The 26,643-nt window shown below is 68.9% G+C and carries 24 protein-coding genes and 1 pseudogene; 9 read left to right on the top strand and 16 right to left on the bottom strand.

Annotated features, from left to right (window positions below):
* The coding region (locus TFC3_RS38970; RefSeq protein WP_236717929.1) for a hypothetical protein at window positions 1-201 on the bottom strand (201 nt) is incomplete at its 3' end.
* A 331-nt stretch (window positions 202-532) separates the two neighbouring features.
* Between TFC3_RS38970 and TFC3_RS01395 the strand changes: the two genes are divergently transcribed.
* The 3 genes from TFC3_RS01395 to TFC3_RS01385 all read left to right on the top strand — a co-directional run bounded on the left by TFC3_RS01395 (window position 533) and on the right by TFC3_RS01385 (window position 3,684).
* The gene (locus TFC3_RS01395; RefSeq protein WP_236717928.1) at window positions 533-796 is read left to right on the top strand and encodes a hypothetical protein; all 264 of its coding nucleotides are present in this window, start codon (window positions 533-535) and stop codon (window positions 794-796) included.
* A gap of 238 nt (window positions 797-1,034) precedes the next feature.
* Entirely contained in the window at window positions 1,035-2,957 is a 1,923-nt protein-coding gene (locus tag TFC3_RS01390) for a DEAD/DEAH box helicase (protein WP_369819554.1), read from the top strand.
* 106 nt (window positions 2,958-3,063) lie between these two features.
* Window positions 3,064-3,684, top strand: a complete 621-nt coding sequence (locus TFC3_RS01385; protein ID WP_173745288.1) for a putative glycolipid-binding domain-containing protein — start codon at window positions 3,064-3,066, stop codon at window positions 3,682-3,684.
* On the opposite strand, the gene TFC3_RS01380 is transcribed toward TFC3_RS01385, so the two are convergent.
* From TFC3_RS01380 to TFC3_RS01370, 3 genes are read right to left on the bottom strand one after another with little or no spacing between them, the layout of a single operon-like run.
* On the bottom strand, window positions 3,681-5,087 hold the full coding sequence (locus TFC3_RS01380; protein WP_067494493.1) for a hypothetical protein: 1,407 nt from the start codon (window positions 5,085-5,087) through the stop codon (window positions 3,681-3,683). The genes TFC3_RS01385 and TFC3_RS01380 overlap by 4 nt on opposite strands.
* Window positions 5,088-5,145: 58 nt before the next feature.
* Window positions 5,146-6,243 (bottom strand): PLP-dependent cysteine synthase family protein, encoded by a 1,098-nt coding sequence (locus TFC3_RS01375; RefSeq protein ID WP_067494490.1) that lies wholly within the window; start codon window positions 6,241-6,243, stop codon window positions 5,146-5,148.
* A complete protein-coding gene (locus tag TFC3_RS01370; protein ID WP_067494487.1) occupies window positions 6,243-6,698 on the bottom strand; it encodes an Lrp/AsnC family transcriptional regulator in 456 nt (151 codons plus the stop codon). Before TFC3_RS01370 ends, TFC3_RS01375 begins: the two co-directional genes overlap by 1 nt.
* Window positions 6,699-6,918: 220 nt before the next feature.
* On the opposite strand from TFC3_RS01370, the gene TFC3_RS01365 reads away from it, so the two are divergent.
* On the top strand, window positions 6,919-7,200 hold the full coding sequence (locus tag TFC3_RS01365; protein WP_067494483.1) for a BldC family transcriptional regulator: 282 nt from the start codon (window positions 6,919-6,921) through the stop codon (window positions 7,198-7,200).
* Here the strand turns inward: TFC3_RS01365 and TFC3_RS01360 are convergent.
* The 3 genes from TFC3_RS01360 to TFC3_RS01350 form a co-directional block, all read right to left on the bottom strand.
* On the bottom strand, window positions 7,192-7,824 hold the full coding sequence (locus TFC3_RS01360) for a UbiX family flavin prenyltransferase (RefSeq protein ID WP_067494481.1): 633 nt from the start codon (window positions 7,822-7,824) through the stop codon (window positions 7,192-7,194). The two genes, TFC3_RS01365 and TFC3_RS01360, sit on opposite strands and share 9 nt — an antisense overlap.
* Window positions 7,825-8,117: 293 nt before the next feature.
* Window positions 8,118-9,014 (bottom strand): menaquinone biosynthesis prenyltransferase MqnP, encoded by an 897-nt coding sequence (gene mqnP / locus TFC3_RS01355; protein ID WP_067494478.1) that lies wholly within the window; start codon window positions 9,012-9,014, stop codon window positions 8,118-8,120.
* On the bottom strand, window positions 9,011-10,468 hold the full coding sequence (locus tag TFC3_RS01350) for a menaquinone biosynthesis decarboxylase (protein WP_067494476.1): 1,458 nt from the start codon (window positions 10,466-10,468) through the stop codon (window positions 9,011-9,013). Before TFC3_RS01350 ends, mqnP begins: the two co-directional genes overlap by 4 nt.
* A 309-nt stretch (window positions 10,469-10,777) precedes the next feature.
* Here TFC3_RS01350 and TFC3_RS01345 point away from each other — a divergent pair, with 309 nt between their 5' ends.
* Window positions 10,778-11,452, top strand: a complete 675-nt coding sequence (locus tag TFC3_RS01345) for a hypothetical protein (RefSeq protein WP_236717927.1) — start codon at window positions 10,778-10,780, stop codon at window positions 11,450-11,452.
* Between the two features lie 13 nt (window positions 11,453-11,465).
* Here the strand turns inward: TFC3_RS01345 and ccsB are convergent, their stop codons facing one another.
* Genes ccsB through hemL form a run of 6 tightly spaced genes read right to left on the bottom strand, consistent with a single transcriptional unit; the run spans window position 11,466 to window position 17,383 of the window.
* Window positions 11,466-12,437 carry a c-type cytochrome biogenesis protein CcsB gene (gene ccsB, locus TFC3_RS01340; protein ID WP_067494473.1) on the bottom strand — a complete coding sequence of 324 codons (972 nt, stop codon included), beginning with the start codon at window positions 12,435-12,437 and terminating at the stop codon, window positions 11,466-11,468.
* Window positions 12,437-14,047 (bottom strand): cytochrome c biogenesis protein ResB, encoded by a 1,611-nt coding sequence (locus TFC3_RS01335; RefSeq protein WP_067494470.1) that lies wholly within the window; start codon window positions 14,045-14,047, stop codon window positions 12,437-12,439. Before TFC3_RS01335 ends, ccsB begins: the two co-directional genes overlap by 1 nt.
* The gene (locus tag TFC3_RS01330; RefSeq protein WP_067494468.1) at window positions 14,044-14,820 is read right to left on the bottom strand and encodes a cytochrome c biogenesis CcdA family protein; all 777 of its coding nucleotides are present in this window, start codon (window positions 14,818-14,820) and stop codon (window positions 14,044-14,046) included. Before TFC3_RS01330 ends, TFC3_RS01335 begins: the two co-directional genes overlap by 4 nt.
* Window positions 14,820-15,383 (bottom strand): TlpA disulfide reductase family protein, encoded by a 564-nt coding sequence (locus TFC3_RS01325; protein ID WP_067494462.1) that lies wholly within the window; start codon window positions 15,381-15,383, stop codon window positions 14,820-14,822. The genes TFC3_RS01330 and TFC3_RS01325 overlap by 1 nt, the downstream gene beginning before the upstream one ends.
* Before the next feature lie 3 nt (window positions 15,384-15,386).
* On the bottom strand, window positions 15,387-16,043 hold the full coding sequence (locus TFC3_RS01320; protein WP_067494459.1) for a histidine phosphatase family protein: 657 nt from the start codon (window positions 16,041-16,043) through the stop codon (window positions 15,387-15,389).
* Window positions 16,040-17,383, bottom strand: a complete 1,344-nt coding sequence (gene hemL / locus TFC3_RS01315) for a glutamate-1-semialdehyde 2,1-aminomutase (protein ID WP_067494456.1) — start codon at window positions 17,381-17,383, stop codon at window positions 16,040-16,042. The genes TFC3_RS01320 and hemL overlap by 4 nt, the downstream gene beginning before the upstream one ends.
* Before the next feature lie 131 nt (window positions 17,384-17,514).
* On the opposite strand from hemL, the gene TFC3_RS01310 reads away from it, so the two are divergent.
* A complete protein-coding gene (locus TFC3_RS01310) occupies window positions 17,515-17,841 on the top strand; it encodes an STAS domain-containing protein (RefSeq protein WP_067494454.1) in 327 nt (108 codons plus the stop codon).
* Window positions 17,842-17,853: 12 nt separating this feature from the next.
* Here the strand turns inward: TFC3_RS01310 and TFC3_RS01305 are convergent, their stop codons facing one another.
* Both TFC3_RS01305 and TFC3_RS01300 read right to left on the bottom strand, forming a co-directional pair.
* A complete protein-coding gene (locus tag TFC3_RS01305; protein WP_067494451.1) occupies window positions 17,854-18,402 on the bottom strand; it encodes a two-component system response regulator in 549 nt (182 codons plus the stop codon).
* Window positions 18,395-22,822 carry a HAMP domain-containing protein gene (locus TFC3_RS01300; RefSeq protein WP_067494448.1) on the bottom strand — a complete coding sequence of 1,476 codons (4,428 nt, stop codon included), beginning with the start codon at window positions 22,820-22,822 and terminating at the stop codon, window positions 18,395-18,397. Before TFC3_RS01300 ends, TFC3_RS01305 begins: the two co-directional genes overlap by 8 nt.
* Before the next feature lie 112 nt (window positions 22,823-22,934).
* On the opposite strand from TFC3_RS01300, the gene TFC3_RS01295 reads away from it, so the two are divergent.
* Genes TFC3_RS01295 through TFC3_RS01285 form a run of 3 tightly spaced genes read left to right on the top strand, consistent with a single transcriptional unit; the run spans window position 22,935 to window position 26,168 of the window.
* Window positions 22,935-24,950, top strand: a complete 2,016-nt coding sequence (locus TFC3_RS01295) for a SpoIIE family protein phosphatase (protein WP_067494445.1) — start codon at window positions 22,935-22,937, stop codon at window positions 24,948-24,950.
* Window positions 24,951-24,953: 3 nt separating this feature from the next.
* A complete protein-coding gene (locus TFC3_RS01290) occupies window positions 24,954-25,505 on the top strand; it encodes a dihydrofolate reductase family protein (RefSeq protein ID WP_067494442.1) in 552 nt (183 codons plus the stop codon).
* 33 nt (window positions 25,506-25,538) lie between these two features.
* Window positions 25,539-26,168, top strand: coding sequence for a dihydrofolate reductase family protein (locus TFC3_RS01285; RefSeq protein WP_067494439.1), 630 nt, complete (start codon window positions 25,539-25,541; stop codon window positions 26,166-26,168).
* 12 nt (window positions 26,169-26,180) lie between these two features.
* Here the strand turns inward: TFC3_RS01285 and TFC3_RS38960 are convergent.
* Window positions 26,181-26,643, bottom strand: a pseudogene (locus TFC3_RS38960) (FAD-binding oxidoreductase); the annotation flags it as partial.

Raw genomic sequence — 26,643 nt, 5'->3', positions numbered from 1 at the left:
CCCAGGCCCCGGCCCTTCCCCCATCCCGCAGCCGCCTTTCCCCGCACCGCCCGTCATCGCCAGCAGCGGAAACGGGGGTGGCCGGGACAGCCGGAGCCCGGGATCGGGGCTACCTTCGTACACGATGCCTTCCATGGGTAGTGACGCCACGATGCCGTTTTCCGCTACGCCGGCCAGCCGACCGGTCTCCACGCCGCCCAAGCCGATCTCTACGCCGCCGAACCGGAACTCGGTGCCGACGCCGGATGAGACCGCTGCCGCTTGGTCACAGTTGACCGCCGCGCAGAACGCCGACTCGGATCGAACCTCTGTGCTTCCGCCGTCCGGTTCGGATCACACGGTGGCGATTCCGTCCGCGGCGGCGCGGGCTTCCGACCTGACGATGCCGTTTGGGGTAGGCGCTTCGGGTGGCAGTCGGCAGCCTTTTGGTCAGCCGGGTGCTCCGGGTGGCGTCCCCTCCGCGGGGGCTACGACGTACGGGTCGGGTTCCGGACAGCACGGCGCCGTACCTCAGCAGCGCGGGGATGCGGGCGTGTACGGCGGGCTGGCCGACTACGCCGCCTCGGACATGACCATGCCCATGACCACCAGCGCGGTGGAGAATTCCGGTTCGCTGACCGGGCACATCCTGGCCCAGGGCTGGCGTGATCACCCCGAGACGCAGCGCAAGAGCAACGTCAAGGTGGTCGTGGCGATGCTCATCGTGCTGCTGGTGCTGGTGGGGGTCAGCCTGGTGTTCCTGTTCACCGTCGGCGACGCTTTCAGCAACATGATCGGTGGAGTTTTCTCCGACTAGGTTGTCGGGGCGCTCCTCGCCCCCTAAGCTGGCGAGGTTGCGCCGAGGGTGAGTCAGCCCACTACCGGCGCGGAATGCGGGCGGCGTCCAGGACGTTGACCCGTACACTGATGACAGTAATTGACCTGGCGCGCCGACAACGTGCGCGCCTCGGGCGTTCTTGCGGGCATTTCAGCGTCGGGCTTCAGGAAGCAGCGGCGGGCTATTCGCGAGCATGCGCCCCCGTAGAGAGGTTCTCTTGACCACTTTCGCTGACCCCAGCACGTTTCCGTCCGTTTTTGAAGAGGCTGTGACCCCCGAAACGCCGGCCACCGAAACGGCCACCCCCGAAACGGCTGCCACTGAGACAGCCGCCACTGAAACGGCCGCCGCCGAGCCCGAGACCGCGCTGGCCGAGCCCGCACAGGTCGAGGCCGTGGCCATCGCCGAAGACCCGGCCGACGCCGTGATCGTCGAGGCCACCAAGAGCTTCGCCGACCTGGGCCTGCCCAACGAGCTCGTCCGCGTGCTCAACCGCGAGGGCATCACCGCGCCGTTCGAAATCCAGGCCGCCACGATGCCCGACGCCCTCGCCGGCCGGGACGTGCTCGGCCGTGGCCAGACCGGCTCGGGTAAGACCCTGGCCTTCGGTCTGCCGGTGCTCGCCCGCGTTGCGCAGGGTGGCCGCGCCCTTCCGCACCACCCCAAGGCCCTGATCCTGGTGCCGACCCGCGAGCTGGCGATGCAGGTCGCCGACGCGCTCATGCCGCTCGGCCGCTCGGTCGGCGTCTTCCTCAAAACCGCTGTCGGCGGCGTGCCGTACGACCGTCAGATGGACGCGCTGCGCCGCGGCGTTGAGGTCATCGTCGCCACCCCGGGCCGCCTCGGCGACCTGATCGAGCGTGGTGCCTGCAAGCTGGACAGCGTCGAGGTCACCGTCCTGGACGAGGCCGACCAGATGGCCGACATGGGCTTCCTGCCCGAGGTCACCGAGCTGCTCGCCAAGACCCCGGCCAACGCCCAGCGTCTGCTCTTCTCGGCCACCCTCGACGGCGACGTCGACACCCTGGTCAAGCGGTTCATGACCGACCCGGTGACGCACTCCACGGCTCCGGCCGAGGCCAGCGTCTCCACCATGGATCACCACCTGCTGCTGATCCCGCCGCACGACAAGTTCCCGATCACCTCGTGGATCGCCAACCGCGACGGCAAGACCATCGTGTTCGCCCGCACCCAGATGGGCGTGGACCGGCTGGTCGAGCAGCTTGCGGCGGTGGGTGTGCGGGCCGGGGCACTGCACGGCGGAAAGACTCAGCGGGTACGTACCCGCACGCTGGCCGAGTTCAAGGAAGGCCGGACCAACGTGTTGGTCGCCACCGACGTCGCCGCCCGCGGCATCCACGTCGACGGCATCTCGCTGGTTGTGCACGTGGACCCGCCGAAGGACCCCAAGGACTACCTGCACCGCGCCGGTCGTACGGCCCGGGCGGGCGAGTCCGGCGCGGTCGTGACGCTGGTGCTGCCCAAGCAGCGGCGCAGCACGCAGGCCATGATGCAGAAGGCCGGCGTCGCACCGGCCGAAATCCGGGTGCGCCTGGGCGACGAGAAGCTGGCCGAGGTCACCGGTGCCCGCGAGCCCAGCGGCATCCCCGTGAAGCCGGAGCCGGAGCCGCGTCGTGAGCGCGGTGACCGTTCCCGCCGGTTCGGCGACCGCCCGCAGCGTGGTGGCTACGGCGACCGCCCGCGGGGTGGCGACCGCGGTGGCTTCGGCGACCGTGGTGGCTACGGCGACCGCTCCTTCGGCGACCGCCCGCAGCGTGGTGGCTCCGGCGACCGGGAGCGCAGCAGCTTCGGCGACCGCGACCGTGGCAGCTATGGCGACCGCAACCGCAGCAGCGACCGTGGTGGCTACGGCGACCGTGACCGTGGCGGCGACCGTGGCGGCAGCAGCGACCGTGGTGGCTACGGTGACCGGCCGCAGCGGTCCTACGGTGACCGTCCGGCGGGCGACCGCACGTTCGGTGACCGCGACCGCCCGCGGGGCGACCGTGGCTTCGGCGACCGTTCGGCTCGCAACTTCGGCGACCGCCCCGGTGGCTTCCACCGCGAGCCTGCCCGCAACGACCGCCGCGAGCAGGGTAACGGCCGCTTCCAGTCCGGACGGCCGGCGCACACGCACTGAGCTGCGGTAACGCACTAATCCACAGAGTTATCCACAGGGCCCCGGCGATGCGCCGGGGCCCTGTGCGTTGGAGAAGAAGCTCAGCGAAGCGGGTAGGGTCGCCATCATGGCTGAATTGCCCACCTCGCTGTTCTGGGAGCGCCGAGACACCAAGGGCGCCGAGCATGCTCTGCTCGACGCCAGCGCCGGCTTGACCGCTCGCGGCACGGTCGTGGCCGTGGATCCCCTCGCGTACACGGCGAAGTACGAGCTCAAGACCGACGCCAATTGGGTGACCACCACGCTGGAGGTCACCACCGAGGGTGGCGGCTGGTCCCGGTCACTCAGGCTGTCGGCCGAGGACGGGCGGTGGCGGGCTACCACCTCCGAGCGCGGTGACCTGGATGCTGCGCTGAGCGCCGCTGGGCATGCCGGGGCCGGGCTGCCCGGGACCGAGGATCCGGATCTGCTCGTCGGGGCCTACGACGTTGACCTGGCCGGGTCGTCACTGACAAACACGTTGCCGATTCGCCGCTTGGGCCTGCTCGACGCCGGCGCCGGAGTGGCGCATCGGATCAGCGCGGTGTGGGTGCTCGTCCCCAGCCTCGAAGTTGTTCAGGCTGACCAGATCTACACCGCGCTGGGCGACAACCAGGTGCGGTACGCCAGTGAGACGTTCAGCGCCGACCTAAGCGTCGACGGCGCCGGGTTCGTACGGGAATATCCTGGTCTGTCCCGAATGGTTTAGGCCCTTGAGCGGATGTAGGCCAGACAGGTGCGGTCGACAGCGCTGAACGACTGGCCGAATGCCTGGCGGGCGGCGGCGTCGAGGTCTTTGTCCTCGCGCAGGTAGAGGCGGACGAAGGTGAACAAGGCGCCCTGCCCGTATTTCTTGGCCATGCAGTCGGCGGCGAAGTGGCCGAAGCCATAGAAGCTGTCGCCTTCTTCCATCCGGGCGTCGGAACCCAGGGCACGGACGGCGATGGACTTGGGGCGGTGACTGCCGGCGAACAGGGCATGCACGGATTGGCGGCGCCAACTGGCGGTGGCGGGTTGCGGATACCAGCCGATGTACTCGGCGACGCCCTCTTCGAGCCACATGTCGCCGGTGCCGTTGTCCTCGCTGTGGGAGGCGCCGAGGGTGACCACGTGGCCGAGTTCGTGCTGGATGGTGGTCCGCAGCAGGCGCGGCTCATTCTTGAGCGCCGGCATGTTGAGCACCACGTCCATGCCGGCCTTGTTCAACGGGGAGGCGAAGCCGACGACCCATTTGTCGGACATGCCGCCGTACCACGTCTGCCACTGCTTTTTGCCGGCCAGATAGACGCGGTAGCGCTTCTGAGGGTTGTTGACCAGGGTGGCGAAACGGTCGTTCACGGCCGCAGCGGCCTCGGCCACTGGTAGCAGCTCGGCGAAGTACTTCTTCTCGCTGGCCTGAGCGACCAGCGTGACCCGCTTGCCCTTGGCGAAGACCAGATCGCCGTTCTCCCACGGCGCCGGCTGCAGGTCGTCCTCGCTCTTCTTGGTCGTCGAGGCGGTGATCACCCACTTGCCCCGGACCACCTTGACCTTGAGCTTCTGCTTGGTCTTGGGCCGGTCATCCTTGCCGGTCGGGCACGGGTTGTCGGTGAAGCAGTAGCTCAGATCGGCGATCAACCCCATCGCCTTGGTGCTGCTGTAGTCATCGGAGTGGAGCTTGTAGTCGAACGAAGTCACGCCCAGCGCACGCAGCGAGGTGAACACCGACTGGTAGTGCGCCAGCAGCTTGGGCTGCCCGGGATCGACGGCGGCGAGCCAGCCCTTCTCATCGTTCTTGAGCAACGCATTCGACTGCACCTTGAGGGCGGCGAGCACGGCTTCGAACGGGGTTCCGGGCAACTTCTTGGCCGGCGCGGCGGCGGCTTCGGTGGGAGTCGACAGCGTCCTGTGGCCCACGACGTAGACCGCGCCTCCGGCCAGGGCAAGGGCGGCGACGAGGGCAAGAATGCCGTTGACCAGCAAGGCCCGGCGACTTTTCCGGGGGTACGAGGTCAGCGCGCCCGGCGGCAGTTCGTGCAGCTCGATCGGGCCGCGGTAGCCGCGCTGATGCGGGATCGCAGGAGGAGCAGCCGGCGGGGCCGGCGGATGGGTGACGTCGTCGCCGTCGGGCACGGGTTGCTCCTCGAACGTGAATCCCTTTGCGCGACGATCCTCCCACGGAAATGGATAACTAGGCGTCCCCTGGCCAGATCCCGCGGGACAGGAAGGCGCTGACGGTGGCGGCCGGCCCGGTCAGGTCCAGGCCCTGCGCGGCGACCCAGGCGTCGGAGTAGTAAGTGTCGGCGTACCGTTCGCCGCCGTCGCAGATCAGCGTGACCACCGAGCCGTGCTCCCCGCGTTCGCGCATCTCCGCGATCAGGCCGAACGCGCCCCACAGGTTGGTGCCGGTGCTTCCGCCGACCCGGCGGCCGAGCACTGCCGAGCCCGCGCGCATGGCCGCCAGCGACGCCGCGTCGGGAACCTGGATCATGCGATCGACCACCGCTGGCTGGAAGGACGGTTCGACGCGGGGGCGCCCGATGCCCTCGATGCGCGAGCCGCGGCCGGTGCAGTGCTGCCAATCGTGATTCTGGTACGCCGGCCAAAACGCGGACCCCTCGGGATCGACAACACACAGTCGCGTGGCGAACCGGCGATAACGGGCATAGCGACCGATCGTGGCGCTGGTGCCGCCGGTCCCCGCACCCACCACGATCCACGCCGGTTCGGGGTGGCGTTCGAGCCCGAGCTGCGCGTAGATCGACTCGGCGATGTTGTTGTTGCCGCGCCAGTCGGTGGCCCGTTCGGCGTACGTGAACTGGTCCATGAAGTGCCCGTCGAGCTGCACCGCGAGGTCGCGGGCGGTGGCGACCACGGCGGTGGGGTCGTCGACGAGGTGGCACTTGCCACCCTGGAACTCGATCAGCGAGATCTTCTCCGGCGAGGTGGCGGCCGGCATGACGGCGATGAACTCCAGCCCCAGCATCCGGGCGAAGTACGCCTCACTGACCGCGGTGCTGCCCGACGACGCCTCGACCACCGGCGTGCCCGGGCCGATCCAGCCGTTGCAGAGGGCGTACAGGAAAAGCGATCGGGCCAGGCGGTGCTTGAGCGAGCCGGTGGGGTGCGAGGACTCGTCCTTGAGGTAGAGGTCGATGCCCCACGACGCCGGCAACGGGAACGGCAGCAGGTGGGTGTCGGCGGAGCGGTTGGCGTCGGCCTCGACCAGGGCGATGGCGTCGCGGGCCCAGTCGCGGGCGGCCGGGTCACAGCGCTCGAAGTGCGGCATCAGGCGACCTCGCGTCCGGGCTGCGGGCGGTTCTCCCACTTCGTGGACAGGGCGATGGCCGTACGGGTGGAGGCCACCCCCGGCGTCCGGTTGATCCGCACGATCAGTTGCTCCAGCTCGGCGATCGTGCCGACCCGCACGGTCAACTGGTACGACTCCACGCCCGCCATGAAGTAGCACGACTCGACCTCGGGCATCACCCGCAGCGCGGCGAGCACGTCATCGGTGTCGGCCCCGGAGTCCTCCACGATGCCGATCAGCGCCGTCACGCCCAGCCCGATCGTTTCCGGCTCGACCTCGGCCCGGTACGCCCGGATGGCGCCGGCCGTCTCCAATTTGCCGACCCGCTCGTGCACGGCCGGGGCGGACAAACCCACCTGGCGGGCCAGCTCGGCGTATGAGGAGCGAGCGTTGTCCCGCAACAGGTCAATCAGGCGCAGGTCGATGGCGTCCATGTCGTCAAAGGCTAGTCGGCGCCCTCCGGGGCGTCACAGCCGGTAGCGGACCGCGACGGTCCGGGGCGGCCAGGATAATGGTCAACGTCGCAATCGGGGCTTTTTCCGCATTTCAGCGACTTGCTGTTTTGCCCGATGCTCTAATGGCTTTACGTCCCGATCGAGCACGCCGACACTCACTGTGACCAACGGCGCTCCAACACGACGCGAGGAGAGGGCCGTGGACACAGGAGATCGACTGCTGACGCCCGGGGAGGTTGCCGCGCTCTTCCGGGTCGACCCCAAGACAGTGACGCGCTGGGCCGCAGCGGGCCGCATCGGCAGCATCCGGACTCCGGGTGGCCACCGCCGGTTCCGCGAGTCGGAGGTGCGGGCGCTGCTCGAGGGCGAGGGTTCGGGCGTGGTTGAGGAGATGCGTGAGGACGACGCCAACAACCGTCCTCGCAACGCCGGACCGTCAAACCCGGGACCGGGCTACGGCCCGCCCAACGGCCTACGCTGAGGAACCGCTGCCCAGCACGCCGCGCCACCGTTTGAAGAGGTCGTGCTGGACGCCGAGCGCGTCCAGCACCTTGCCGGCCACGAAGTCGACGAGCTGCTGCGCGGTCGCATCCGAGCCGGCGCCGTAGAAGCCGGGCGACGCGGGCAGCACCACGGCCCCGGCATCGTGCAACGCGATCAGGTGCTCCAGGTGGCTGCGGGTCACCGGGGTTTCGCGCGGCACGATGACCGTACGGCGGCGCTCCTTGAGGTTGACCTCGGCGGCGCGCTGCAGCAGGTCCTTGGACAGGCCGATGGCGATGCCCGCACACGATGCCGTGCTCGCGGGCACCACCACCATGCCCTTGGCCGGGTACGAACCGCTACTCGGCCCGGCTGCGATGTCCCCGGCCGGCCAGTACGTCAGGTCGGCCGAGCCGAGATCGCGCCCGAGCCAGCCGGCCACGTCGTCCTTCCAGTGCGCGTCGCGGACGCTCGCCCCGGTCTCGTCGAGCAGGGTGAGCCGGGCCGCCTTGGAGATGACCAGGTCAACCGCCTCACCGGCGTCCAGCAGCCCGGTCAGCACGGCCTTGGCGTAAGGCGTACCGGAGGCTCCTGAGACGCCGGCGATCCACGGGGTGCGCATGCCTCAAGCATGCCCCACGATCAGCGGGTGGCCGCCGACCCCGGGAGGTGGCGCTCTTGACGGTTCCTTCGGGGCCCACCGCGGTGCGCGCATACGCACCGTGGTTGTCGATGCGCCGCCACTTCACGTACAGCTTCGCCAGCGCGGCGAGAACCGCGTCCTCGGCCGCCTGCCAGTCGCCGCACGTGAGGTAGGCGAGTCCGCGCAGCGGCTCCATCTGCGCGGTGACGAAGTCTCTGAACTCCGCGTCTCTGTCGCCCACAGCAACTAGACGGACGGCGGGCGCCGGAAGGTTACAAAAGAATGAGGTCGAGGAGCGCGAACAGGAACAGCGCGATGCCGACGAAGCCGTTCGCCGTGAAGAACGCCCGGTTGACCTTGGACAGGTCGTGCGGGGTCACCACGATGTGCTGGTAGGCGAAGGCGACAGCAGTCAGGGCCAGGCCCACCCACCACAGCCAACCCAAACCGACGAGCTGGCCGAACCAGACGAACAGCGCGAACGTGATCACGTGGGTGACCGTGGAGATGTGCAACGCGGTCCGCACACCGAAGCGCGCCGGGGTCGAGTGCACGCCGATCTCGCGGTCGATGTCCACGTCCTGGCAGGCGTAGATGATGTCGAAGCCGCCGATCCACAGGCCGACGGCGACGCCGAGGAGCCAGGCAGGTCCGGAACCTGTGAACGTACCCGTAATCGCGATCCAAGCGCCGACCGGCGCGACTGCCTGGGCCAGCGCCAGCACGTAGTGCGGGAAGTTCGTGAACCGCTTGGCGTAGGGATAGATGATCAGCGGGATCACGGCTAGCGGCGACAGCACCAGGCAGAGCCAGTTGAGCAGGCCCGCGGCCACGAACAGCACGATCAACGAGACCACGGCGCCGGTCCAGGCCGTCCGCACGCTCACGGCCCCGGTGACAAGTTCGCGATTACGGGTACGGGGGTTCAGCGCGTCAATCTTGCGGTCAAGAATCCGGTTGGCCGCCATCGCGAAGGTGCGCCCGGACACCATGGCGAGCGTGACGAGCAGCAGATCCACCCAGTGCACGCCGGTGCCGGTGCGATCCATCGCGACCAGCGCCGACAGGTAGGCGAAGGGCAGCGCGAAGACCGAGTGCTCGATGGCCACCAGCCGCAGGAACGCTTTGACCTTGCCAGGCTTCTCCGGCGCGGACGCCACCGCTGTCATATGCCGTATTCCTTCCAGCGCTTGTCCACCAGGGCGCTCACCTCGGGCGACATCGTCATCTCCTCGGGCCAGCCGCGCGTATACCCCTCGCCGGGCAGCTTACGGGTGGCGTCGATGCCCGCCTTACCGCCCCAGAACTGCTGATAGGAGGCGTGGTCCAGGTGGTCCACGGGCCCCTGGGTGACCAGCAGGTCGCGGTCGTAGTCGACGTTGCCGAACGCCCGGAACGCCACGTCGGAGTAGTCGTGGACGTCGCAGTCCTCGTCGACCACCACGATGAGCTTGGACAGCGACATCAGGTGCGCGCCCCAGATCGCGTTCATGACCTTCTGCGCGTGCTTGGGGAAGCGCTTGCGGATCGACACGATGACGCAGTTGTGGAACACCCCGGCGGCCGGCATGTCGTAGTCGACGATGTCCGGGATCATCATGCGCAGCAGCGGCAGGAAGATTCGCTCGGTGGCCTTGCCCAGCCCGTGGTCCTCCTGCGGCGGCTTGGAGGTGACGATCGAGTGGTAGACCGGCTGCTTGCGCATGGTCATGGTCTCGATGTGCAGCACCGGGAACGGCTCGACCGGGGTGTAGAAGCCGGTGTGGTCGCCGAACGGCCCCTCCGGGGCTCGCTCCCCGGGCTCCAGGTAGCCCTCCAGCACGATTTGCGCCTCGGCCGGCACCTGCAGCGGCACGGTCAGGCAGTCGACCATCTCGACGCGCTCCCCGCGCAGGAACCCGGCGAACAAGTATTCGTCGATGTCACCCGGCAGCGGCGCGCTCGCCGAATAGCTCACCACCGGATCGCAGCCGATCGCCACAGCCACCGGCAGCCGCTGCCCCAGCCGCTCGGCCACCGCGTGGTGGGCTGTCGAGTCCTTGTGGATCTGCCAGTGCATGCCCAGGGTGTTGCGGGAGTGCTGCTGCAGGCGATAGAGCCCGAGGTTGCGCTTGCCGGTCTCCGGGTGCTTGGTGTGGGTCAGCCCGAAGTTGTGGAAGATGCCGCCGTCGTCCGGCCACACCTGCAGCCCCGGCAGCAGGTTCAGGTCGACGTCGTCGCCCTTGAGCACGACCTCCTGGCAGGGCGCGGTCTTCACCTTCTTCGGCGGGATCGACTTGAGTTGCAGCACCTTGCCGAGGCCCTCGCGGATACCGGACCAGCCGACGGGCAGGTCGGGCTTGATCAGCGAGCCGATCCGATCCCCGATCTCGTCCAGCGAATCCACGCCGAAGGCCAGGGCCATGCGTTTTTCCGTACCGAAAAGATTGATGACCACCGGCATCTCACCGCGCGTAGGCCGCTCGAAGAGGAGGGCGGGACCATCGGCGCGCACGGTCCGGGTCACGATCTCGCTGATCTCCAGCGTGGGATCCACCGGCACGCGGACCCGGCGCAGCTCACCCGCCGCTTCCAGGGCCGAGATGAAGCTCTGCAGATCGTGGTACGGGAACTTCGGCGCCATGCCCCCAGTCTTGCACTCCCCCGGGGCAACCCGTTACATGAAGATCGTCTCTTGCGTTGAGCCAGCGTGGCTCTCCGGTCCCTGGCGCGATGGTGCGCCCTCTCCAGCCTGGTCGCAACCGTCGGACTCGCCTCCCCGGCGCTCGCTTCGGCCGATCCCGCTTGCGGCTCACCGGGTTCTTCGGGTTCGGGCTCTTCGGGTTCTTCGGCGAAGGCGCCTACCTCGCGGCCGTCTTCTCGGCCCACCTTGAAGGGTCACATTTGCCGCGCAGGTAAGCCTGTTTCGTCTTCCGGCGTCAGACTCGGTCAGGTGCGCAAGACGTCGCCGGTGAAGTCGCGCGGAGCGTCGGCCACCCCGAGCGGCTACCACCACCTGGGCGCGGGCACGGCCAACACGTGGAGCGGCGTCGCGGGCCGCCTCGAGGTCGTGAACAGCAATGTGCGCGCCAACACGTACGACTTCGTAGCCAGCCGTTTCATGGCCAAGCGCGACCTGGGCGGCGGTCGCATCGCCTGGCTCGAAGCCGGCTGGGCCGAGACAGGCTGGGCCGGGCAGGGCCGCCAGCTCATCTACACGTACAACACCAACACGAACACCTGGCAGTTCTACGACCAGTACAAGATCAAGGCCGGCGACCAGGTCTGGCTGGACGTGCACACCGACGGCGACAACATCTGGCAGGCGTGGCTCTGGTGGAACAACCGCTGGAACCTGCTGACCGCGCAAAAGCTAGCGTTGGGCTCCGGCGCCTACATCGAGCAGTACGTCGAAGTCCACGTCGACTCCCGCCGCGCCACCCGGGTCCAGATCCCGCCGGTAACGGTTGACAACGTGCAGCTCAGGCAGGCCGGGAGTGGGCAGTCCCGGTATTGGCGCGAGGACGTGTCGACGCTGACCGGCGATGTGTCCCAGGAACGCGCCAGCAACTTCTGCCTCAGGTGGAAGACGCACTTCGATACGTGGTCGGCTGGGGACTGCCGTTAACGGCTGAGAGTGCTTACTCGCCGCCGGCGTTGGCGTAGGAGTGCAGGCCGCCGAAGAAGAGGTTCACGCCGAAGAGATTCATCAGCATGGTGGCGAAGCCGAGGATGGCGATCCACGTCGCCGTGCTGCGCTTGATGCTGGGCGTCGCGCGTGCGTGCAGGTAGCCGGCGTAGACGATGAACGAGATGAACGCCCAGACTTCCTTGGGGTCCCAGTTCCAGTAGCGGCCCCACGATGCCTCGGCCCAGATCGGGCCGGCGATGAGCGCACCAAAGGTGAACAGCGGGAAGGCGAAGGCGTGCAGGCGGAAGGTCAGGCGTTCCAGCGCGGCAGCCGCGGGGACCTTGGCACCCAGCGAGTACGGGAAGCCGCGCTTGCCGCTGTCGTAGCCCGAGCGGACCAGGAACATCGCCGCGGGCACCACACCGATCAGCAGGATGCCGCTGGCCAGAATGATCGACGACACGTGGATGATGAACCAGTAGGAGTTGAGCGCGGGCACCAGCGGGCCGACCGGGGCGTAGGCGACCAGTCCGACCAGTCCGAGCAGGGCCACGAGCGCCAGCGTGGCGAACAGCCCGAGGTGGCGCAGGGCGGGGCGACGGGTCAGCACGCCGATCCACACGGCCGAGCCGACCAGGGTGACGGTGAGCGTGAACTCGTACATGTTGCCCCAGGGCATGCGGTGCGCCGCAATGCCGCGGGTGATGACCGTGCCCAGGTGCAGGGCGAAGGCCAGCCAGTTGAGCCCGACACCGATCTGACCCAGCAGGGCAGCGCGGTCGCGGGGCGGCGCGGCCTCGACTACGACGTCCTCGGGCGGAAGGACCGGGGCGCCGGCACCGACGAGCTGGCGGGCCGGTCGCTGGGCGGCGCGGCCGATGTGGCTCTTGTTGCCGAAGGCGTACTCGGCGGCGTACAGGACCATCGCGGCCAGGTAGGCCAGCACCGTGACGGCCATCAACTGGTTCGACAACTCCGCCATTACGGCGTCCCTCCATCCGGACCGCGCGCGGCCCCCACGAGTTCACCGAACTCCGTCTCGAAGCCCGGATAGTCGGTGCGGGGCAGGCCACCGGCCTCTACCAAACTACCGGACCCACCACGGGGCGTAATCCGGAACCACATCCTGCGCCGGTGCCCGCCCAGCGACAACATCAGACCCAGCAAACCGACGACCGCGCCGATCAGCACGTACAGCGACGCCGGGTCGTGGCGGATCGCCAGGGTGGCGAACGGGCGGGTACCCAGGAACTCCACCTTCGTACCGTCGTCCAGGGTGTAGGACTGGCCCTTGGCGAGGCGTTGCGGGCGGTCGCCGCCGACCTTCTTGAGCTCGCCGTTGGCGATCTGGCCCTGGTCGAGCGCGTACACCGAGCCCGGGTTGCCGACCTCGACGCCCAGGTCACCGCGGTAGGCGGTGAGGAACAGGGCCGGGTCGTTCTCGGCCGGGTACACCGAGGCAGCGCCGCCGTTGGGGTCGACGGTGGGTACGTACACGCCTTCGAAGCCGACCTGCAGGTTGACGTCGCGCTTGTTGGTCCTGGGGTCGATGTTGACGTCCGGGAACGACGCGACTCCCTCACTGGTGAACGCGCCGTCGCGGGGCAGGAACGGCACCAGCTTGGTCTGCTGCTGACCGTAGCGGTCGGTGAAGCGCAACTGCACCGCGTAGCCGTGGCCGAGCAGGTGGACGCTGGCCTCCGGCAGCCGCAGCGGGTAGTTGACCGTGAAGTGCCCGTCGCGCCACGGACCGTCCTGCTCGGTCTGCACGTCGACGTCGGCGTTGAAGTCCTTGGGCTGACCGTTGTCCTGGAACGAGGCCTGGAAACCGGTCAGTCGCAGGCAGAAGAACGGCAGGTCGGCCGCGTCCACCCGGGGACCGAGCGTGGATTCGTCGTACTGCGCTACCGAGTTGCAGAAGCCCTGGTCATTACCCTCGACGAGGATGCGGTTGCCGTGCCAGCCGTACCAGTGACCGATGCCCACCCCGATCAGCACCGTGAGCATCGCGATGTGGAAGAGCAGGTTGCCGGTCTCTTTGAGGTAGCCCTTTTCCGCCGAGACCGTCCAACTGCCGTCCTCGCCTTCGCGCACCTTGGTCCGGAAGCGTCGCCTGCGCAGCAGCGTGGCCGCCGCTTGCGCCGCAACAGCCGGGTCGTCGGCTCGCTCGGTTGCCTTCGCATGCTGTGGCAGTCGCTCCAGGCGCCGAGGAGCATCCGGGGGTACGGTGCGCAGCGCCCGGAAATGGTCGGCTAGCCGAGGTGTCACGCAGCCGATCAGCGACACGAACAGCAGCAGATAGATCGCCGCGAACCAGGCCGAGGCGTAGACGTTGAAGCCGCCCAGGTTGTCCAGCTTCGGCGCGAGGGAAGGGTGCTCGGCGTAGTAGGCGGTGACCTTCTCCGGGGATACCGGGCGCTGCGGCAGCACCGAGCCGGGAATCGCAGCGACGGCGAGCAGGAAGAGCAGCACCAACGCGGTACGCATGCTGGTCAGCTGCCGCCACGAGTTGCGCAGCAACGCCCAGGCCCGGTTGGACCGGCGCGGCGGGGGCGCGGCAGGCGCGGCGGGGCGTTCCTCGACGACGGTCACAACAGCGTCCCCGAGTCGAAGTTGAACGTGGTCAGCAACCAGATCAGGAAGCTGTTCCAGCCGCCGCTGACCAGCGCGATGCCGACCACGATGAGCAGGCCGCCGCCGATGCGGGTGACCCAGCGGCTGTTGCGCCGGATCGCCTTGAACACCCCGAGCAGCCGGCGGAAGAAGAGCCCGAACAGCACGAACGGCACGCCGAGCCCGAGGCTGTAGGCCAGCGCCAGGATCACCGCGCGGTTGGTCTCGCCGGAACGGGTGGCCAGGGTGAGCACCGCGCCCAGAGTCGGGCCGACGCAGGGCATCCAGGAGAGCGCGAACAGCGCCCCGAACACCGGCGCGCCGATCAGCCCGGCGTTGGGCAGCTTGTGGATGCGCACCTCGCGCTGCATGCCGGGCACGAGCCCGAGGAAGGCCAGCCCCAGCACGATGACCAGGACACCGAGCACGACGTCGAGGGTCCGCTTATGGGTCAGCATGGTCATGCCGATGTTGGCGACCAGCGTGGAGATCAGCGTGAAGACGACGGCGAAGCCGAGCACGAACAGGCTGGTGCCGGCCAGGATGCGGCCCTTGACCCGGGTCTTGACCGAGGCGGCGGCCCGCGAGTCGTCGAGGTCCGAGCCGGCCAGACCGGTCACATAGGAGAGGTAGCCGGGCACCAGCGGCAGCACGCACGGCGACAGGAAGCTGACCAGGCCGGCCACCGCAGCCACCAGCACGGCCAGCAGCAGCGGACCGGTCTTGGCCACCTCGGCGAAGGAGTCGCCCATCAGTTGGCCTCCTCCGCGGCGATCTTCTCCACCAGCGGGCGCAGCTCCTCCACCTTGGTCGAGCGGCGCAGAGCGGCGGCGATGCGACCCTGCCGGTCGAGGATCAGCGTGGCCGGCGTGGTGACCTGGGTGACGTCGAACTTGAGCGCCACCGCGCCGTCCGGGTCGTAGATGCTCGGGTAGGTGACCCCGTGCGTGCGCTCGAAGGCCGTGGCGCCGTCGCGGTCATCGCGGACGTTCACGCCGACGAACGTGACGTTGCTGGCCTTGGTCGCCTGGTAGGTCTCTTCGAGGTCGTCGGCTTCGGCCCGGCACGGGTTGCACCACGATCCCCAGAAGTTGACCACCACCACCTTGCCGCGGTCGTTCCCCACGTCGTAGGTGCCGCCGTCGAGCAGGTCACCGGTCACCGCGCGGGCGTCCGGGCGCTGCTCCGGCGTGCAGGTGACGACGTCGTTCTCACCCGTCGTGCAGTTCTTTTCCCAGCTCTTGCTGCTGCCGCAGCCGGCCAGAGCCCCGGCCGCGACGATCGCGGTCAGCCCGGCGGTGACGAGGCGGCGCATGGCTCAGGCTCCCTTGGCGGTCCGCGCGCTGGGCGACATCGCAATCAGGGCCGCGGCCGGCTCGGCGTAATCGATGCCGACCACCTTGGAACCCTCGAAGCGGAACGAGGTGAGGCTGGCCAGTCCGCACTGCCGCTTGCGCGGGTCGTGCCAGAGGCGCTTCTTCTCGACGTAGCGCCGCAGCGTCCAGATCGGCAACTGGTGCGACACGCAGAGCGCCTCGTGGCCCTCGGCGGCAACCCTGGCCGCCTGCAGCGCGGCGTACATCCGCTGCGCGATGACCAGGTAGGGCTCGCCCCAGCTCGGCGTGACCGGGTCGCGCAGCACCCACCAGTTGCGCGGGTTGCTGAACGCGCCGTCGCCGACCGAGACGTTCTTGCCCTCGAAGAAGTTGGCGCTCTCAATCAGCCGGGTGTCGGTGGCCGTCTCGAGCTTGAAGTGCGCGGCGAACGGCTCCGCGGTCTCCTGCGCGCGTTCGAGCGGGCTGGACACCACATGGGTGATGTCGCGGTCGGCGACGTGCTCCGACGCGGCCTTGGCCATCTGCCGGCCCAGCTCGGACAGGTGGAAGTCGGGCAGGCGGCCGTACAGGATCTTCGCCGGGTTGAAGACCTCACCATGCCGCAGCACGTGCACGGTCGTCCGGGTCACTTCGGTCATGCTTGTGCGCTCCTCGCCGCCGCAGCGGCCGCCTTGGGCAGCGCCGCACCGATGATCTCCAGGGCGTCGTCGTCCAGCGCCGTCGACATGAACCACGATTCGAACGCGCTCGGCGGCAGATAGACACCGTGCGCGAGCATTTCGTGGAAGAACGCCTTGAACGCAGCGGCATCCTGCGTGCGGGCCGAGTCGTAGTCCACGACGTCGGTGCCGGTGAAGAAGATCGAGAACATGTTGCCCGCGTACGACAACCGGTGCACCACCCCCGCCGCGCTCAACGCCTGCGAAGCCAGCGAGCCCACGGTCTGCGACAGCTCGTCGAGCCGCTGGTAGGCCCCGGCGTCGGCCAGGCGCAGGCTGGCCAGCCCGGCCGCGCAGGCCAGCGGGTTACCCGACAGCGTGCCGGCCTGATAGACCGGACCGGCCGGCGCCAGGCGCGACATGATCTCGGTGCGGCCCCCGAAGGCCGCGGCGGGCAGACCCCCACCCATGACCTTGCCGTACGTGAACAGGTCGGCATCCACCGGATCGAGCCCGGCCCAGCCGCCCGCCGACACCCGGAACCCGGTCATGACCTCGTCGACGATCAGCAGGGCGCCATTCGCGTGGGCAATCCCGGCCAGCCGCTGGTTGAACCCGTCACGCGGGGCCACCACGCCCATGTTGCCCGCCGCCGCCTCGGTGATAACCGCGGCGATGTCGTCCTGCTCGGCGAACACGGCTTCCACCGCGGCCACGTCGTTGTACGGCAGCACGATGGTCTCGCTGGCCGCCGCACCGGTGACGCCGGGCGAGTCGGGCAGGCCCAGCGTGGCCACGCCGGACCCGGCCGCGGCCAGCAGCGCGTCGACATGACCGTGATAGCAACCCGCGAACTTCACGATCTTGGAGCGGCCGGTGTAGCCCCGGGCCAGCCGGATCGCGGTCATGGTCGCTTCGGTGCCCGAGTTGACCAGGCGCACCTGCTCGACCGGGGTGCGCCGGACGATCTCCTCGGCCAGCTCGACCTCGCCCGCGGTGGGCGTGCCGAAGCTGGTGCCGTGGGCGGCGGCGGCCTGGACCGCGGCGATGATCTCGGGGTGAGCCTGGCCATGGATCAGCGGGCCCCACGAGCAGACCAGATCCACATAGCGGCGCCCATCGGCGTCGAACAGCCACGCTCCGGTGCCGCGCTCCATGAACCGCGGCGCCCCGCCGACGGCCCGGAACGCACGCACGGGTGAATTGACCCCGCCGGGAATGATCGTCTTGGCGCGGTCGAACAGTGCCTGGGAAGCCGGGGCGTCCTCCGAGTAGGGAGTGCCCTCGGCGCGGTATGAGGTCGTCACAACGCTTCTCATTCTGGCAGCGCAGGTATGGGTACGTCAGGTCAGCCCCGGCACCGGTTGGCTAAGTCACGATCGATAGCCGTTCCCGCCCCGCTCGGAGCGCCCCGCAGGCCGGATCGGGCGGCCCGCGATAGGGTGACGGGGTGGAGCGCCCGGAGCTGTCGATTGCGGTGGAGCACGCTCCCGACGAGGCCATCTTCCACCTCGCCGGGGAAATCGACGTGTCTACGGTGACGCAGCTGACCGCCATGGTCAACGACATCCTGGCCGATCCGCCGACCCGCATCGTGCTGGACATGGCCGGCGTCACTTTCTGCGACTCCCAGGGCCTCGGCACGCTGGTGGTGCTCAGCCGCAAGGCCCAGCACGCCCGCGCGGTGCTCGCCCTGGCCAACGTCGGCGACTTCCTGATGCGCGTGCTGGACATCACCGGCCTTCGCTCGGCCCTGATGATCTCCTCCACCGCCTGAGGCCGCCCGAGCTCAGGAACCCCAGCGGGCCTTCTCCAGCAGGTCCAGGGCCTCGGCGGGGGCGTTGTCGCCGCCGGCGCGCAGGGTGCGGGCTGCCTCGTCGACCAGTTCGGTCAGGCGCTGCCATTGGCTGTCGCGTTCGCGGGTTGCCTCGGCCTGCGCCTTGAGCTGCTGGGTCTTGGTCCACAGCTCCACAAAGATGGAGACCTTGGCGCGCAGCACCCACGGGTCGAACGGCTTGGTCAGGTAGTCGACAGCGCCGACCGCGTAGCCACGCAACGCAAGCTGGGCGTCGCGGTCGGCGGCGGTGAGGAACAAGATCGGGACATGCCGGGTACGTTCGCGGCGTTTGATGTGCCCGGCGGTCTCGAAGCCGTCCATGTTGGGCATCTGCGCGTCGAGCAGGATCACCGCGAAGTCGTCGACGAGTAGCTGCTTGAGCGCCGCCTCGCCGCTTTCCACGGCTACCGCTTGCACGGGCAGGCCCTGCAGAATCGCTTCCAGGGCGAGCAAATTGTCCCGCCGGTCATCGACCAGCAGGGCCTTGGCCTTCTCAGCCACGCTCTTTCTCCGTCCCCGACCTGTCCGACGCGTTCACCCAGCGGGCCATGAGCTCGATGAGCTGGTCCAAGTCGACGGGCTTGGTGATGTAGTCACTCGCCCCCGCCGCCAGGGCCGACTCACGGTCGCCGGGCATCGCCTTGGCCGTCAGGAACACTACCGGCAGATCCTGGAAGCGCTGATTGCGGCGGATGCCCCGGGTTGTCTCGTAGCCGTCCTGGTCGGGCATCATCGCGTCCATCAGCACGATGTCGACCTCGGGGTGCTCGGCCAGCAGGCGCACGCCGTCCACGCCGTTGTCGGAATAGAGCACGTTGAGCCCGTGCATCTCCAGCGCGCTGGTCAGGGCGAACACGTTGCGTACGTCGTCGTCCACGATCAGCACCGTGGCGCCGTCGAGCTGGCGGCCGGCCGCGCTGACCGGGTGCGGCTCGGGCTCGGGCTGCTCGGTGATCAGCGGGAAGTCCAGCGAGCTGAGCGTCACCGGGCGCGGCGACACCGGCGTCTCCACCGGGGGCATCAGCTGCGGCAGGCTCTGCACCGCTGGCAGGGTGGGCGTCGATGTGCCGCCGGGCACCGGGGAATCGGGCATGTAGAGGGTGAACGTCGAGCCCTCGCCCGGCGCCGAGGACACCACGATTGTGCCGCCGAGCAGCGCGGCGAACTCCCGGCTGATCGACAGGCCCAGGCCGGTGCCGCCGTACTTGCGGCTGGTGGTGCCGTCGGCCTGCTGGAACGCCTCGAAGATCAGGCTGAGCTTCTCGTCGGAGATGCCGATGCCGGTGTCGCTGACCGCGAACGCCACCACCCGCTCGGCGGCGGCCAGCGCCGGGATGTCGAAGTAGCTGTCCTCCGGCGCCGGGTAGATGGTCAGCGTGACCGAGCCGTGGTCGGTGAACTTGACCGCGTTGCTCAGCATGTTGCGCAGGATCTGCTGCAGCCGCTGCTCGTCGGTGACGATCGAGTCGGGCAGCTCGGCCGACACCGCAACCCGGAATTCGAGCCCCTTGTCCTCGGCCTGCGGCGCGAACGCCTGCTCGACATAGCTGCGCACGCCGTCGAAGTCGACCTGGTCCGGCTCGACGTCCATCCGGCCCGCCTCGATCTTGCTGAGGTCGAGGATGTCGTCGATCAGGGAGAGCAGGTCGGAACCGGCGCTGTGGATCGTACGAGCGAATTCGATCTGCTTCTCGGTCAGGTTTCTCTCCGGATTGTCCGCCAGCAGCCGGGCCAGCAGCAGCAGCGAGTTGAGCGGCGTGCGCAACTCGTGGCTCATGTTGGCCAGGAACTCGGTCTTGTAGGCCGACGCGCGCGATAGCTGCTGCGCCTTCTCCTCCAGGCCGAGGCGGGCCAGCTCGATCTCGCGGTTCTTGGTCTCGATGTTGTGCTTCTGCTCGCTGAGCAGCTGCGCCTTGTCCTCCAGCTCGGCGTTGGTGCGCTGCAGCTCCGCGGATTGGTCCTGCATCTCACGGGCCAGGCGCTGCGACTGCGAGAGCAGTTCCTCGGTACGACGGTTGGCCTGAATGGTGTTGAGCGCGACCCCGATCGTGGCCACCAGCCGCTCCAGGAACGTCAGGTGCAGCCCGGAGAACGTGGCGACCGAGGCGAACTCGATCACGCCGAGCATCTCGCCTTCGAACAGCACCGGCAGCACGACCAGGTCGTTCGGCGGCATCGACATCAGCCCGGAGCGCATGGTCAGCACGCCGTCGTGGGTGGCGCGCACCCGGATGGTCCGGCGCGACACCGCGGCCTGCCCGACCAGCCCCTCGCCCGGCCCGAAGGTCACCTCGTGGTTGCGGGCGACATAGCCGTACGACGCCGACAGTTGCAGCCGCAGCACCGCTTCCTCGTTGTCGACCAGGAAGAACGCGCCGAGCTGGGCGTACACCAGGGGCGTCACCTCGGTCATGATCATGCGGCAGACCTCGCCGAGATCGCGCTGGCCCTGCAGCAGCCCGCCGATGCGGGCCAGGTTGGAGTCCAGCCAGCCCTGCTCGGCGTTCGCGGTGGTGGTCTCGCGCAGCGCCACGATCATCTGGTTGATGTTGTCCTTGAGCTCGGCGACCTCGCCCTGCGCCTTGACCGCGATGCTCTGGGTCAGGTCACCGCGGGCCACGGCGGTGGACACCTCGGCGATCGCGCGCAGTTGGGTGGTGAGCGTGGAGGCGAGCTGGTTGACGTTGTCGGTGAGGTCGCGCCAGATGCCGGAGACGCCCTTGACCTCGGCCTGGCCGCCGAGTTTGCCCTCGATGCCGACCTCGCGGCCGACCCGGGTGACCTCGGTGGCGAACGAGGAGAGCTGGTCGACCATCGTGTTGACGGTGTCCTTGAGCTCCTGGATCTCGCCGCGGGCGTCAACGGTGATCTTCTGCGACATGTCGCCCTTGGCCACCGCCGTGGTGACCGAGGCGATGTTGCGGACCTGGGCGGTCAGGTTGGACGCCATGTAGTTGACGTTGTCGGTCAGGTCGCGCCAGGTGCCGGCGACGCCGCGTACCTGCGCCTGGCCGCCGAGCTTGCCTTCCGAGCCGACCTCGCGGGCCACGCGGGTCACCTCGTCGGCGAACGAGGACAACTGATCGACCATGGTGTTGACGGTCATCTTCAGCTCGAGGATCTCGCCCTGCGCGTCGACGGTGATCTTCTGCGACAGGTCACCGCGGGCCACGGCGGTGGACACCTGGGCGATGTTGCGGACCTGAGCGGTGAGGTTGGAGGCCATCGAGTTGACGTTGTCGGTCAGGTCGCGCCACGTACCGGCGACGCCACGCACCTGCGCCTGACCGCCGAGCTTGCCCTCGGTGCCGACCTCGCGGGCCACCCGGGTCACCTCGTCGGCGAACGAGGACAACTGATCGACCATGGTGTTGACGGTCGACTTCAGTTCGAGGATCTCACCGCGGGCGTCAACGGTGATCTTCTGCGACAGGTCGCCCTTGGCCACGGCGGTGGTGACCGATGCGATGTTGCGGACCTGGCTGGTCAGGTTGGACGCCATGTAGTTGACATTGTCGGTGAGGTCTCTCCACGTACCCGAAACGCCCTTGACCTGGGCTTGTCCGCCCAGCTTGCCCTCCGAACCGACCTCGCGCGCCACCCGCGTGACCTCGTCGGCGAACGACGAGAGCTGGTCGACCATGGTGTTCACGGTGTTCTTCAGCTCGGCGATCTCACCGCGCGCGTCGACAGTGATCTTCTGCGACAGGTCGCCCTTGGCCACGGCAGTGGAGACCGACGCGATGTTGCGGACCTGGCTGGTCAGGTTGGCGGCGAGCTGGTTGACGTTCTCGGTGAGGTCTCTCCACGTACCCGAAACGCCTCTGACCTGGGCTTGACCACCCAACCGGCCTTCCGTGCCGACCTCGCGCGCCACCCGCGTGACCTCGTCGGCGAACGACGAGAGCTGGTCGACCATCGTGTTGACGGTGTCCTTGAGCTCCAGGATCTCGCCCTGCGCGGCAACCGTGATCTTCTGCGACAGGTCGCCCTTGGCGACAGCGGTGGAGACCTGAGCGATGTTACGGACCTGGCTGGTCAGGTTGGAGGCCATGGAATTCACCGAGTCGGTGAGATCCTTCCAAGTGCCTGCCACATTCGGTACGTCCGCCTGGCCGCCCAGCTTGCCTTCGGTGCCCACCTCCCGGGCCACCCGCGTCACCTGCTCGGCAAAGAGTCGCAGCGTGTCGGTCAGCCCGTTCATGGTGTCGGCCAGCTCGGCCACCTCGCCGCGCGCCCCCACGGTGATCTTCTGCGACAGGTCGCCGCGGGCCATCGCGGTCGCCACCTGCGAGATCGAGCGCACCTGGTGGGTCAGGTTGGAGGCCATCGTGTTCACCGAGTCGGTGAGGTCCTTCCAGGTCCCGGCCACCCCCCGCACGTCGGCCTGCCCGCCCAGCTCGCCCTCGGTGCCCACCTCGCGGGCCACCCGGGTCACCTCGTCGGCGAACGAGGAGAGCTGATCGACCATCGTGTTCACGGTCCGGCCGATCCGCAGGAATTCACCCCGCAGGGGTCGCCCGTCCATCTCGAGCGCCATGTGCTGCGACAGGTCGCCGTCGGCCACCGCCACGATGACCCGGGAGATCTCCGTGGTCGGGCGGGCCAGGTCGTCGATCAGCGAGTTGACCGAGCGCACGCTGTCGGCCCACGCGCCGTCGAGCCCCTCCTCGTCCAGGCGCTCGGTGAGCCGGCCCTCGCGCCCGACCGTGCGGCTGATCCGGCGCACGTCCAGGTTTTGCTGCTCCTGCAGCGATACGACCTCGTTGAACGCGTCCACGAGTTCGCCGAACGACCCGGTGCGCCGGGCCAGGCGCACCTTGAGATCGCCCCGGCGAACCCGGCGCAGGGCGTCGGCAACCTCGCCGAGCAGGGCGGTCTCCTCGGTCAGACCGACGGTGACCTCGTTGGCCGCAGTCATGCTGTCCTCATTCGCTCATCCGACGGCTTGGCGCTCCATCATCCCTCGCCCGCCCGGGTCATTGCGAGATCCGGCTTTGTACATCGGGGCTCCGCCGGGGGAGGATGCAGGCGTGTCGGTGGAGGTGGGACAGGTAACGGGCGCTCTGGTGCGGCGCGTCCGGCTACCCAACGATCGGCGCACGCCCGCTGCGGCGCGCGCGCTGGTCCGCTCGGTGCTTGAGGAAGCCGGGCTGGATTCCCTGGTCAACGAGGCTTTGCTGCTGACCACCGAGCTGTCGACAAACGCGGTCGTGCACGCCGGCACCGAGCTCGACATGGAGGTAGCCGCCGACACCACCGGGCTGACCGTGACCGTGACGGACTTCGCGCCGGGGCCGGTCGAGGAGCTCGCCGTCGGCCCGAAAAACGAAAAAACGGACATCGGTGAGGTGGCCGAGCGGGGCCGTGGGCTGCTGCTCGTGGATCACTTCGCCAGCCGCTGGGGCACCGTGCACGAGGGCACCGGCAAGGGCGTCTGGTTCCGGCTGGAGCTGCGCGGCACCCCGTCGGCCACGGTGGCGACCCTGCCGGTGGTCGAGGGTGAGGTCACCCCGAGCGTCGGCGAGCTGACCGCGCTGCTGGACGTGGGACCGGGCCGGGCCACCGAGGACGGGCTCGCCGAGTTCGCCACCGAGCTGCTGACCCGGCTGGCCCGGCTCACCGGCGCCACCGGCGGGGTGGTCCGGCTCGACCGCGGTGATGGCAGCGGCCGCCAGGTGCTCGCCCGGCACGGCCGAGCCCCGCGCGACGACGCTGCCACGATCCGGGTGCCGCTGGCGTTGCACCATCCGTACCTGGGTGAGCTGGAGCTGGACGCCGCACCCGAGGGCTATGCGCCGCCGCTGGCCACGATCGTCGCCGAGCGGCTGTCGCTGCACCTGGAGAACGACCGGCTGCGCCGTACCGACCTGCGCCGGCAGACCTGGCTGACCTTCCTGGCCGAGGCCAGCGAGCTGCTCGCCCAGAGCCTGGACGTCAACCTGACGATGGCGCTGATCCCGCAGCTCGTGGTGCCCCGGCTCGGCCAGTGGTGCGCGGTGCACACCACCGACGCGTGGGGCCGGCTGCAGCTCTCGGCGGCCACGCACGCCGACGAGTCGGCCGTCAACGAGCTGTACGGCACCCTGTCCGAGACCGGCCCCGACTCGATCCTGTCCCGGCTCGAGGAGGCGTCGCGGCTGGGTCAGCAGGTGATGTTCGGCGCGCCGTCCGAGGGCTTCGCGGTGCCGCTGGTCGCCCGGGGGCAGCGCCTCGGCACGCTGGCAGTGGGCCGGCATCTGCGGCACCGGCACGACGCCGACGAGGTCGCGGTGCTGGAGGACGTGGCGCGCCGGGCCGCCTTGGCCATCGACAATGCGCGGATTCACGATGAACGGCGCAAGGTCGCTCGTACGCTGCAAGCCTCGCTGTTGCCGCCGGCTCTTCCGCACGTGGACGGGGTCGGGTTCGCGGCCGAATATGTGCCGACCGGCTCGGAGGTGGGCGGCGACTTCTACGACGTGGTGCCCTCCGGGGACGGCTGGATCGTGGTGGTCGGCGACGTCTCCGGCAAGGGCGTGCAGGCCGCCACGGTCACCGGCCTGGTCCGCGACGTGATCCGGATCCTGGTGGACGACGCCAAGCCGATGTCCGAGATTCTCTGCCGGGTCAACCGCACCCTGGTCCAGCGCGGCGGCGGGCGCTACTGCACGCTGGCGATGGCCTCGGTGCACAAGAAAGATCAGGACCTTGAGGTGTGCCTGCACCTGGCCGGCCACGACCGTGCGGTGCTCGTGCGCGCTGACGGCAAGACGTCGTTCGTGGGCGAAGGCGGCACCGCGCTCGGGCTGCTGGAGAGCATCTCCTCGCCCGACGCGGTGGTGGCCCTGCATCCCGGCGACTCGCTGATCTTCTACACCGATGGCGTCACGGAACGCCGCCGCGGCCGCGAGCTGTTCGGCACCGGCCGGCTGCGCGAGGCCGCGATACCGCTGGCCGGCTACCCCGCCGACGTGATGGCTGCCCGGCTGCGGTCCACCACCATTAACTTTTCGGTGGAAGAACCCCGCGACGACATCGCTATTTTGGTGCTGCGCAACGACGCTTAGCCGATGACAGCGAAGACCCAGTACTACACGGCGACGAGCATCGACGGCTTCATCGCTGATGCGGACAATTCGCTCGACTGGCTGTTCCAGGTCGAGGACGGCCCCGGCAACCCGTTCGCCGAGTTCTTCGCCGGCGTCGGCGCGTTCGCCATGGGTGCAACCACGTATGAGTGGGTGCTGGAGCACGAGGGGCTGCTCGGCGAGCCGCTGAAGTGGAAGAACTACTACGGCGACACCCCGGCGTGGGTGTTCGCGCACCGCAAGCTGGACCCGATCCCAGGGGCAGATCTGACCTTCGCGCAGGGAGACGTACGGCCGGTGCACGCCGACATGACGGCTCGCGCGGGCGGCAAGAACCTGTGGATCGTCGGTGGCGGCGAGCTGGCCGGGGCGTTTGCGGATGCCGGGCTGCTCGATGAGCTGATCCTCGGGGTGGCTCCCGTGACGCTCGGGGCCGGGGCGCCGCTGCTGCCCAGGCGCCTGCTGTCGTCGCAGGTGAAGCTGACGGAGGTGCGCCAGGTGGGCCAGTTCGCGTACCTGACCTACCAGGTCTGACCGATCCGACCTTTTTGTCGCCGCCGTTCTGGCATGGTGTTTGTCGTGGCGACGACTCAGTACTACACGGCGGCCAGCATCGACGGCTACACCGCAGACCCGGACAACTCGCTGGAATGGCTGTTCGAGGTCGACGAAGGAACCGACAACCCGTTCGGTGCCTTCTTCTCCAATGTGGGTGCGTTCGCCATGGGTGCGACCACCTACGAATGGGTCCTCAAGAACGACAACGTTCTCGAGGAGCCGGAGAACTGGCACGAGATGTACGGCGACGCCCCCTGCTGGGTGTTCACCCACCGTGAACTCCCCCTGGTGCCCGACGCCAACATCTTCATGGTCAGCGGCGACGTCACCCGCGTGCACCATGCCATGACAGTGGCCGCCCAGGGAAAGAACGTCTGGCTGGCCGGCGGCGGCGACCTGGTAGCCGAATTCGCCGACGCGGGCCTGCTCGACGAAGTCATCCTGGCCGTGGCGCCGGTCATGCTCGGGGCCGGTACACCGCTACTGCCCCGGCGACTTTCGGCGCGGCAGCTCGCCTTGACCCACGTGGCACAGATGGGGCAGTTCGCGTACCTCACGTATGCGGTGGGGAACCTTGCCAATTTGGGACGGCACCTGGCCGCTGACGCCCTGCACCGAGCAACCCCCACGGCCGTTTGAGGCAGCCCAGCCTCAGAACAAATCGCGCGCCTGGGCCATGTCGATGACCCCGCTGATCTCCGGTGGAGCGGTGATGGCAACGCAGCGACCGCCACGAGCCAGCAACACCCCTCGTACCGCGTCCAAGATGCCCTCCACCCGCCCAGCCGTCATGGTTCCGGGCAGGACCGCGTGCAAGGCTCCCCGCTCGGTCGACCCCCGCAGGGGCACCGCAAGACCGGTCACGTCGGACAAGGCGAGAACGGCGGCGGGCAGCTCGGTGACAGGCATGGTCAGCCGCAGAGCGATGTCCCCCTCGCCAAAGGGGTAGCGACCCCACCAGGCCGGGGCGGTGCTGGTCACGTGGGCGGCGGTGCCGATGGTGGCGGCCAGGCGGTTGGCGCGCAGGGTGGCGTCGTCCGGGGTGCCTTCGATGAGAACGGCCAGCTCGGGGTTGGCGGCGGGGGCGGGGAGGTCGATCTCGACGGCGCTGGGC

The organism is Actinoplanes sp. TFC3 (assembly GCF_001553785.1).
Classification (GTDB): domain Bacteria; phylum Actinomycetota; class Actinomycetes; order Mycobacteriales; family Micromonosporaceae; genus Actinoplanes.
The sequence above is the reverse complement of the archived record's forward strand: the minus strand, read 5'-3'. Positions and strand labels throughout refer to the sequence as shown.

Excerpts from the sequence above, each read along its gene's own strand:
- TFC3_RS01320 (WP_067494459.1), bottom strand. The coding sequence starts at position 16,043 with ATGACCGAAGTGACCCGGACGACCGTGCACGTGCTGCGGCATGGTGAG.
- TFC3_RS01285 (WP_067494439.1), top strand. The coding sequence starts at position 25,539 with ATGGTGTTTGTCGTGGCGACGACTCAGTACTACACGGCGGCCAGCATC.
- TFC3_RS01385 (WP_173745288.1), top strand. The coding sequence starts at position 3,064 with ATGGCTGAATTGCCCACCTCGCTGTTCTGGGAGCGCCGAGACACCAAG.
- TFC3_RS01375 (WP_067494490.1), bottom strand. The coding sequence starts at position 6,243 with ATGCCGCACTTCGAGCGCTGTGACCCGGCCGCCCGCGACTGGGCCCGC.
- TFC3_RS01330 (WP_067494468.1), bottom strand. The coding sequence starts at position 14,820 with ATGGGCGACTCCTTCGCCGAGGTGGCCAAGACCGGTCCGCTGCTGCTG.
- TFC3_RS01300 (WP_067494448.1), bottom strand. The coding sequence starts at position 22,822 with ATGACTGCGGCCAACGAGGTCACCGTCGGTCTGACCGAGGAGACCGCC.
- TFC3_RS01325 (WP_067494462.1), bottom strand. The coding sequence starts at position 15,383 with ATGCGCCGCCTCGTCACCGCCGGGCTGACCGCGATCGTCGCGGCCGGG.
- TFC3_RS01360 (WP_067494481.1), bottom strand. The coding sequence starts at position 7,824 with ATGCGCACCCCGTGGATCGCCGGCGTCTCAGGAGCCTCCGGTACGCCT.
- TFC3_RS01350 (WP_067494476.1), bottom strand. The coding sequence starts at position 10,468 with ATGGCGCCGAAGTTCCCGTACCACGATCTGCAGAGCTTCATCTCGGCC.
- hemL (WP_067494456.1), bottom strand. The coding sequence starts at position 17,383 with ATGAGAAGCGTTGTGACGACCTCATACCGCGCCGAGGGCACTCCCTAC.
- mqnP (WP_067494478.1), bottom strand. The coding sequence starts at position 9,014 with ATGACAGCGGTGGCGTCCGCGCCGGAGAAGCCTGGCAAGGTCAAAGCG.
- TFC3_RS01370 (WP_067494487.1), bottom strand. The coding sequence starts at position 6,698 with ATGGACGCCATCGACCTGCGCCTGATTGACCTGTTGCGGGACAACGCT.
- ccsB (WP_067494473.1), bottom strand. The coding sequence starts at position 12,437 with ATGGCGGAGTTGTCGAACCAGTTGATGGCCGTCACGGTGCTGGCCTAC.
- TFC3_RS01290 (WP_067494442.1), top strand. The coding sequence starts at position 24,954 with ATGACAGCGAAGACCCAGTACTACACGGCGACGAGCATCGACGGCTTC.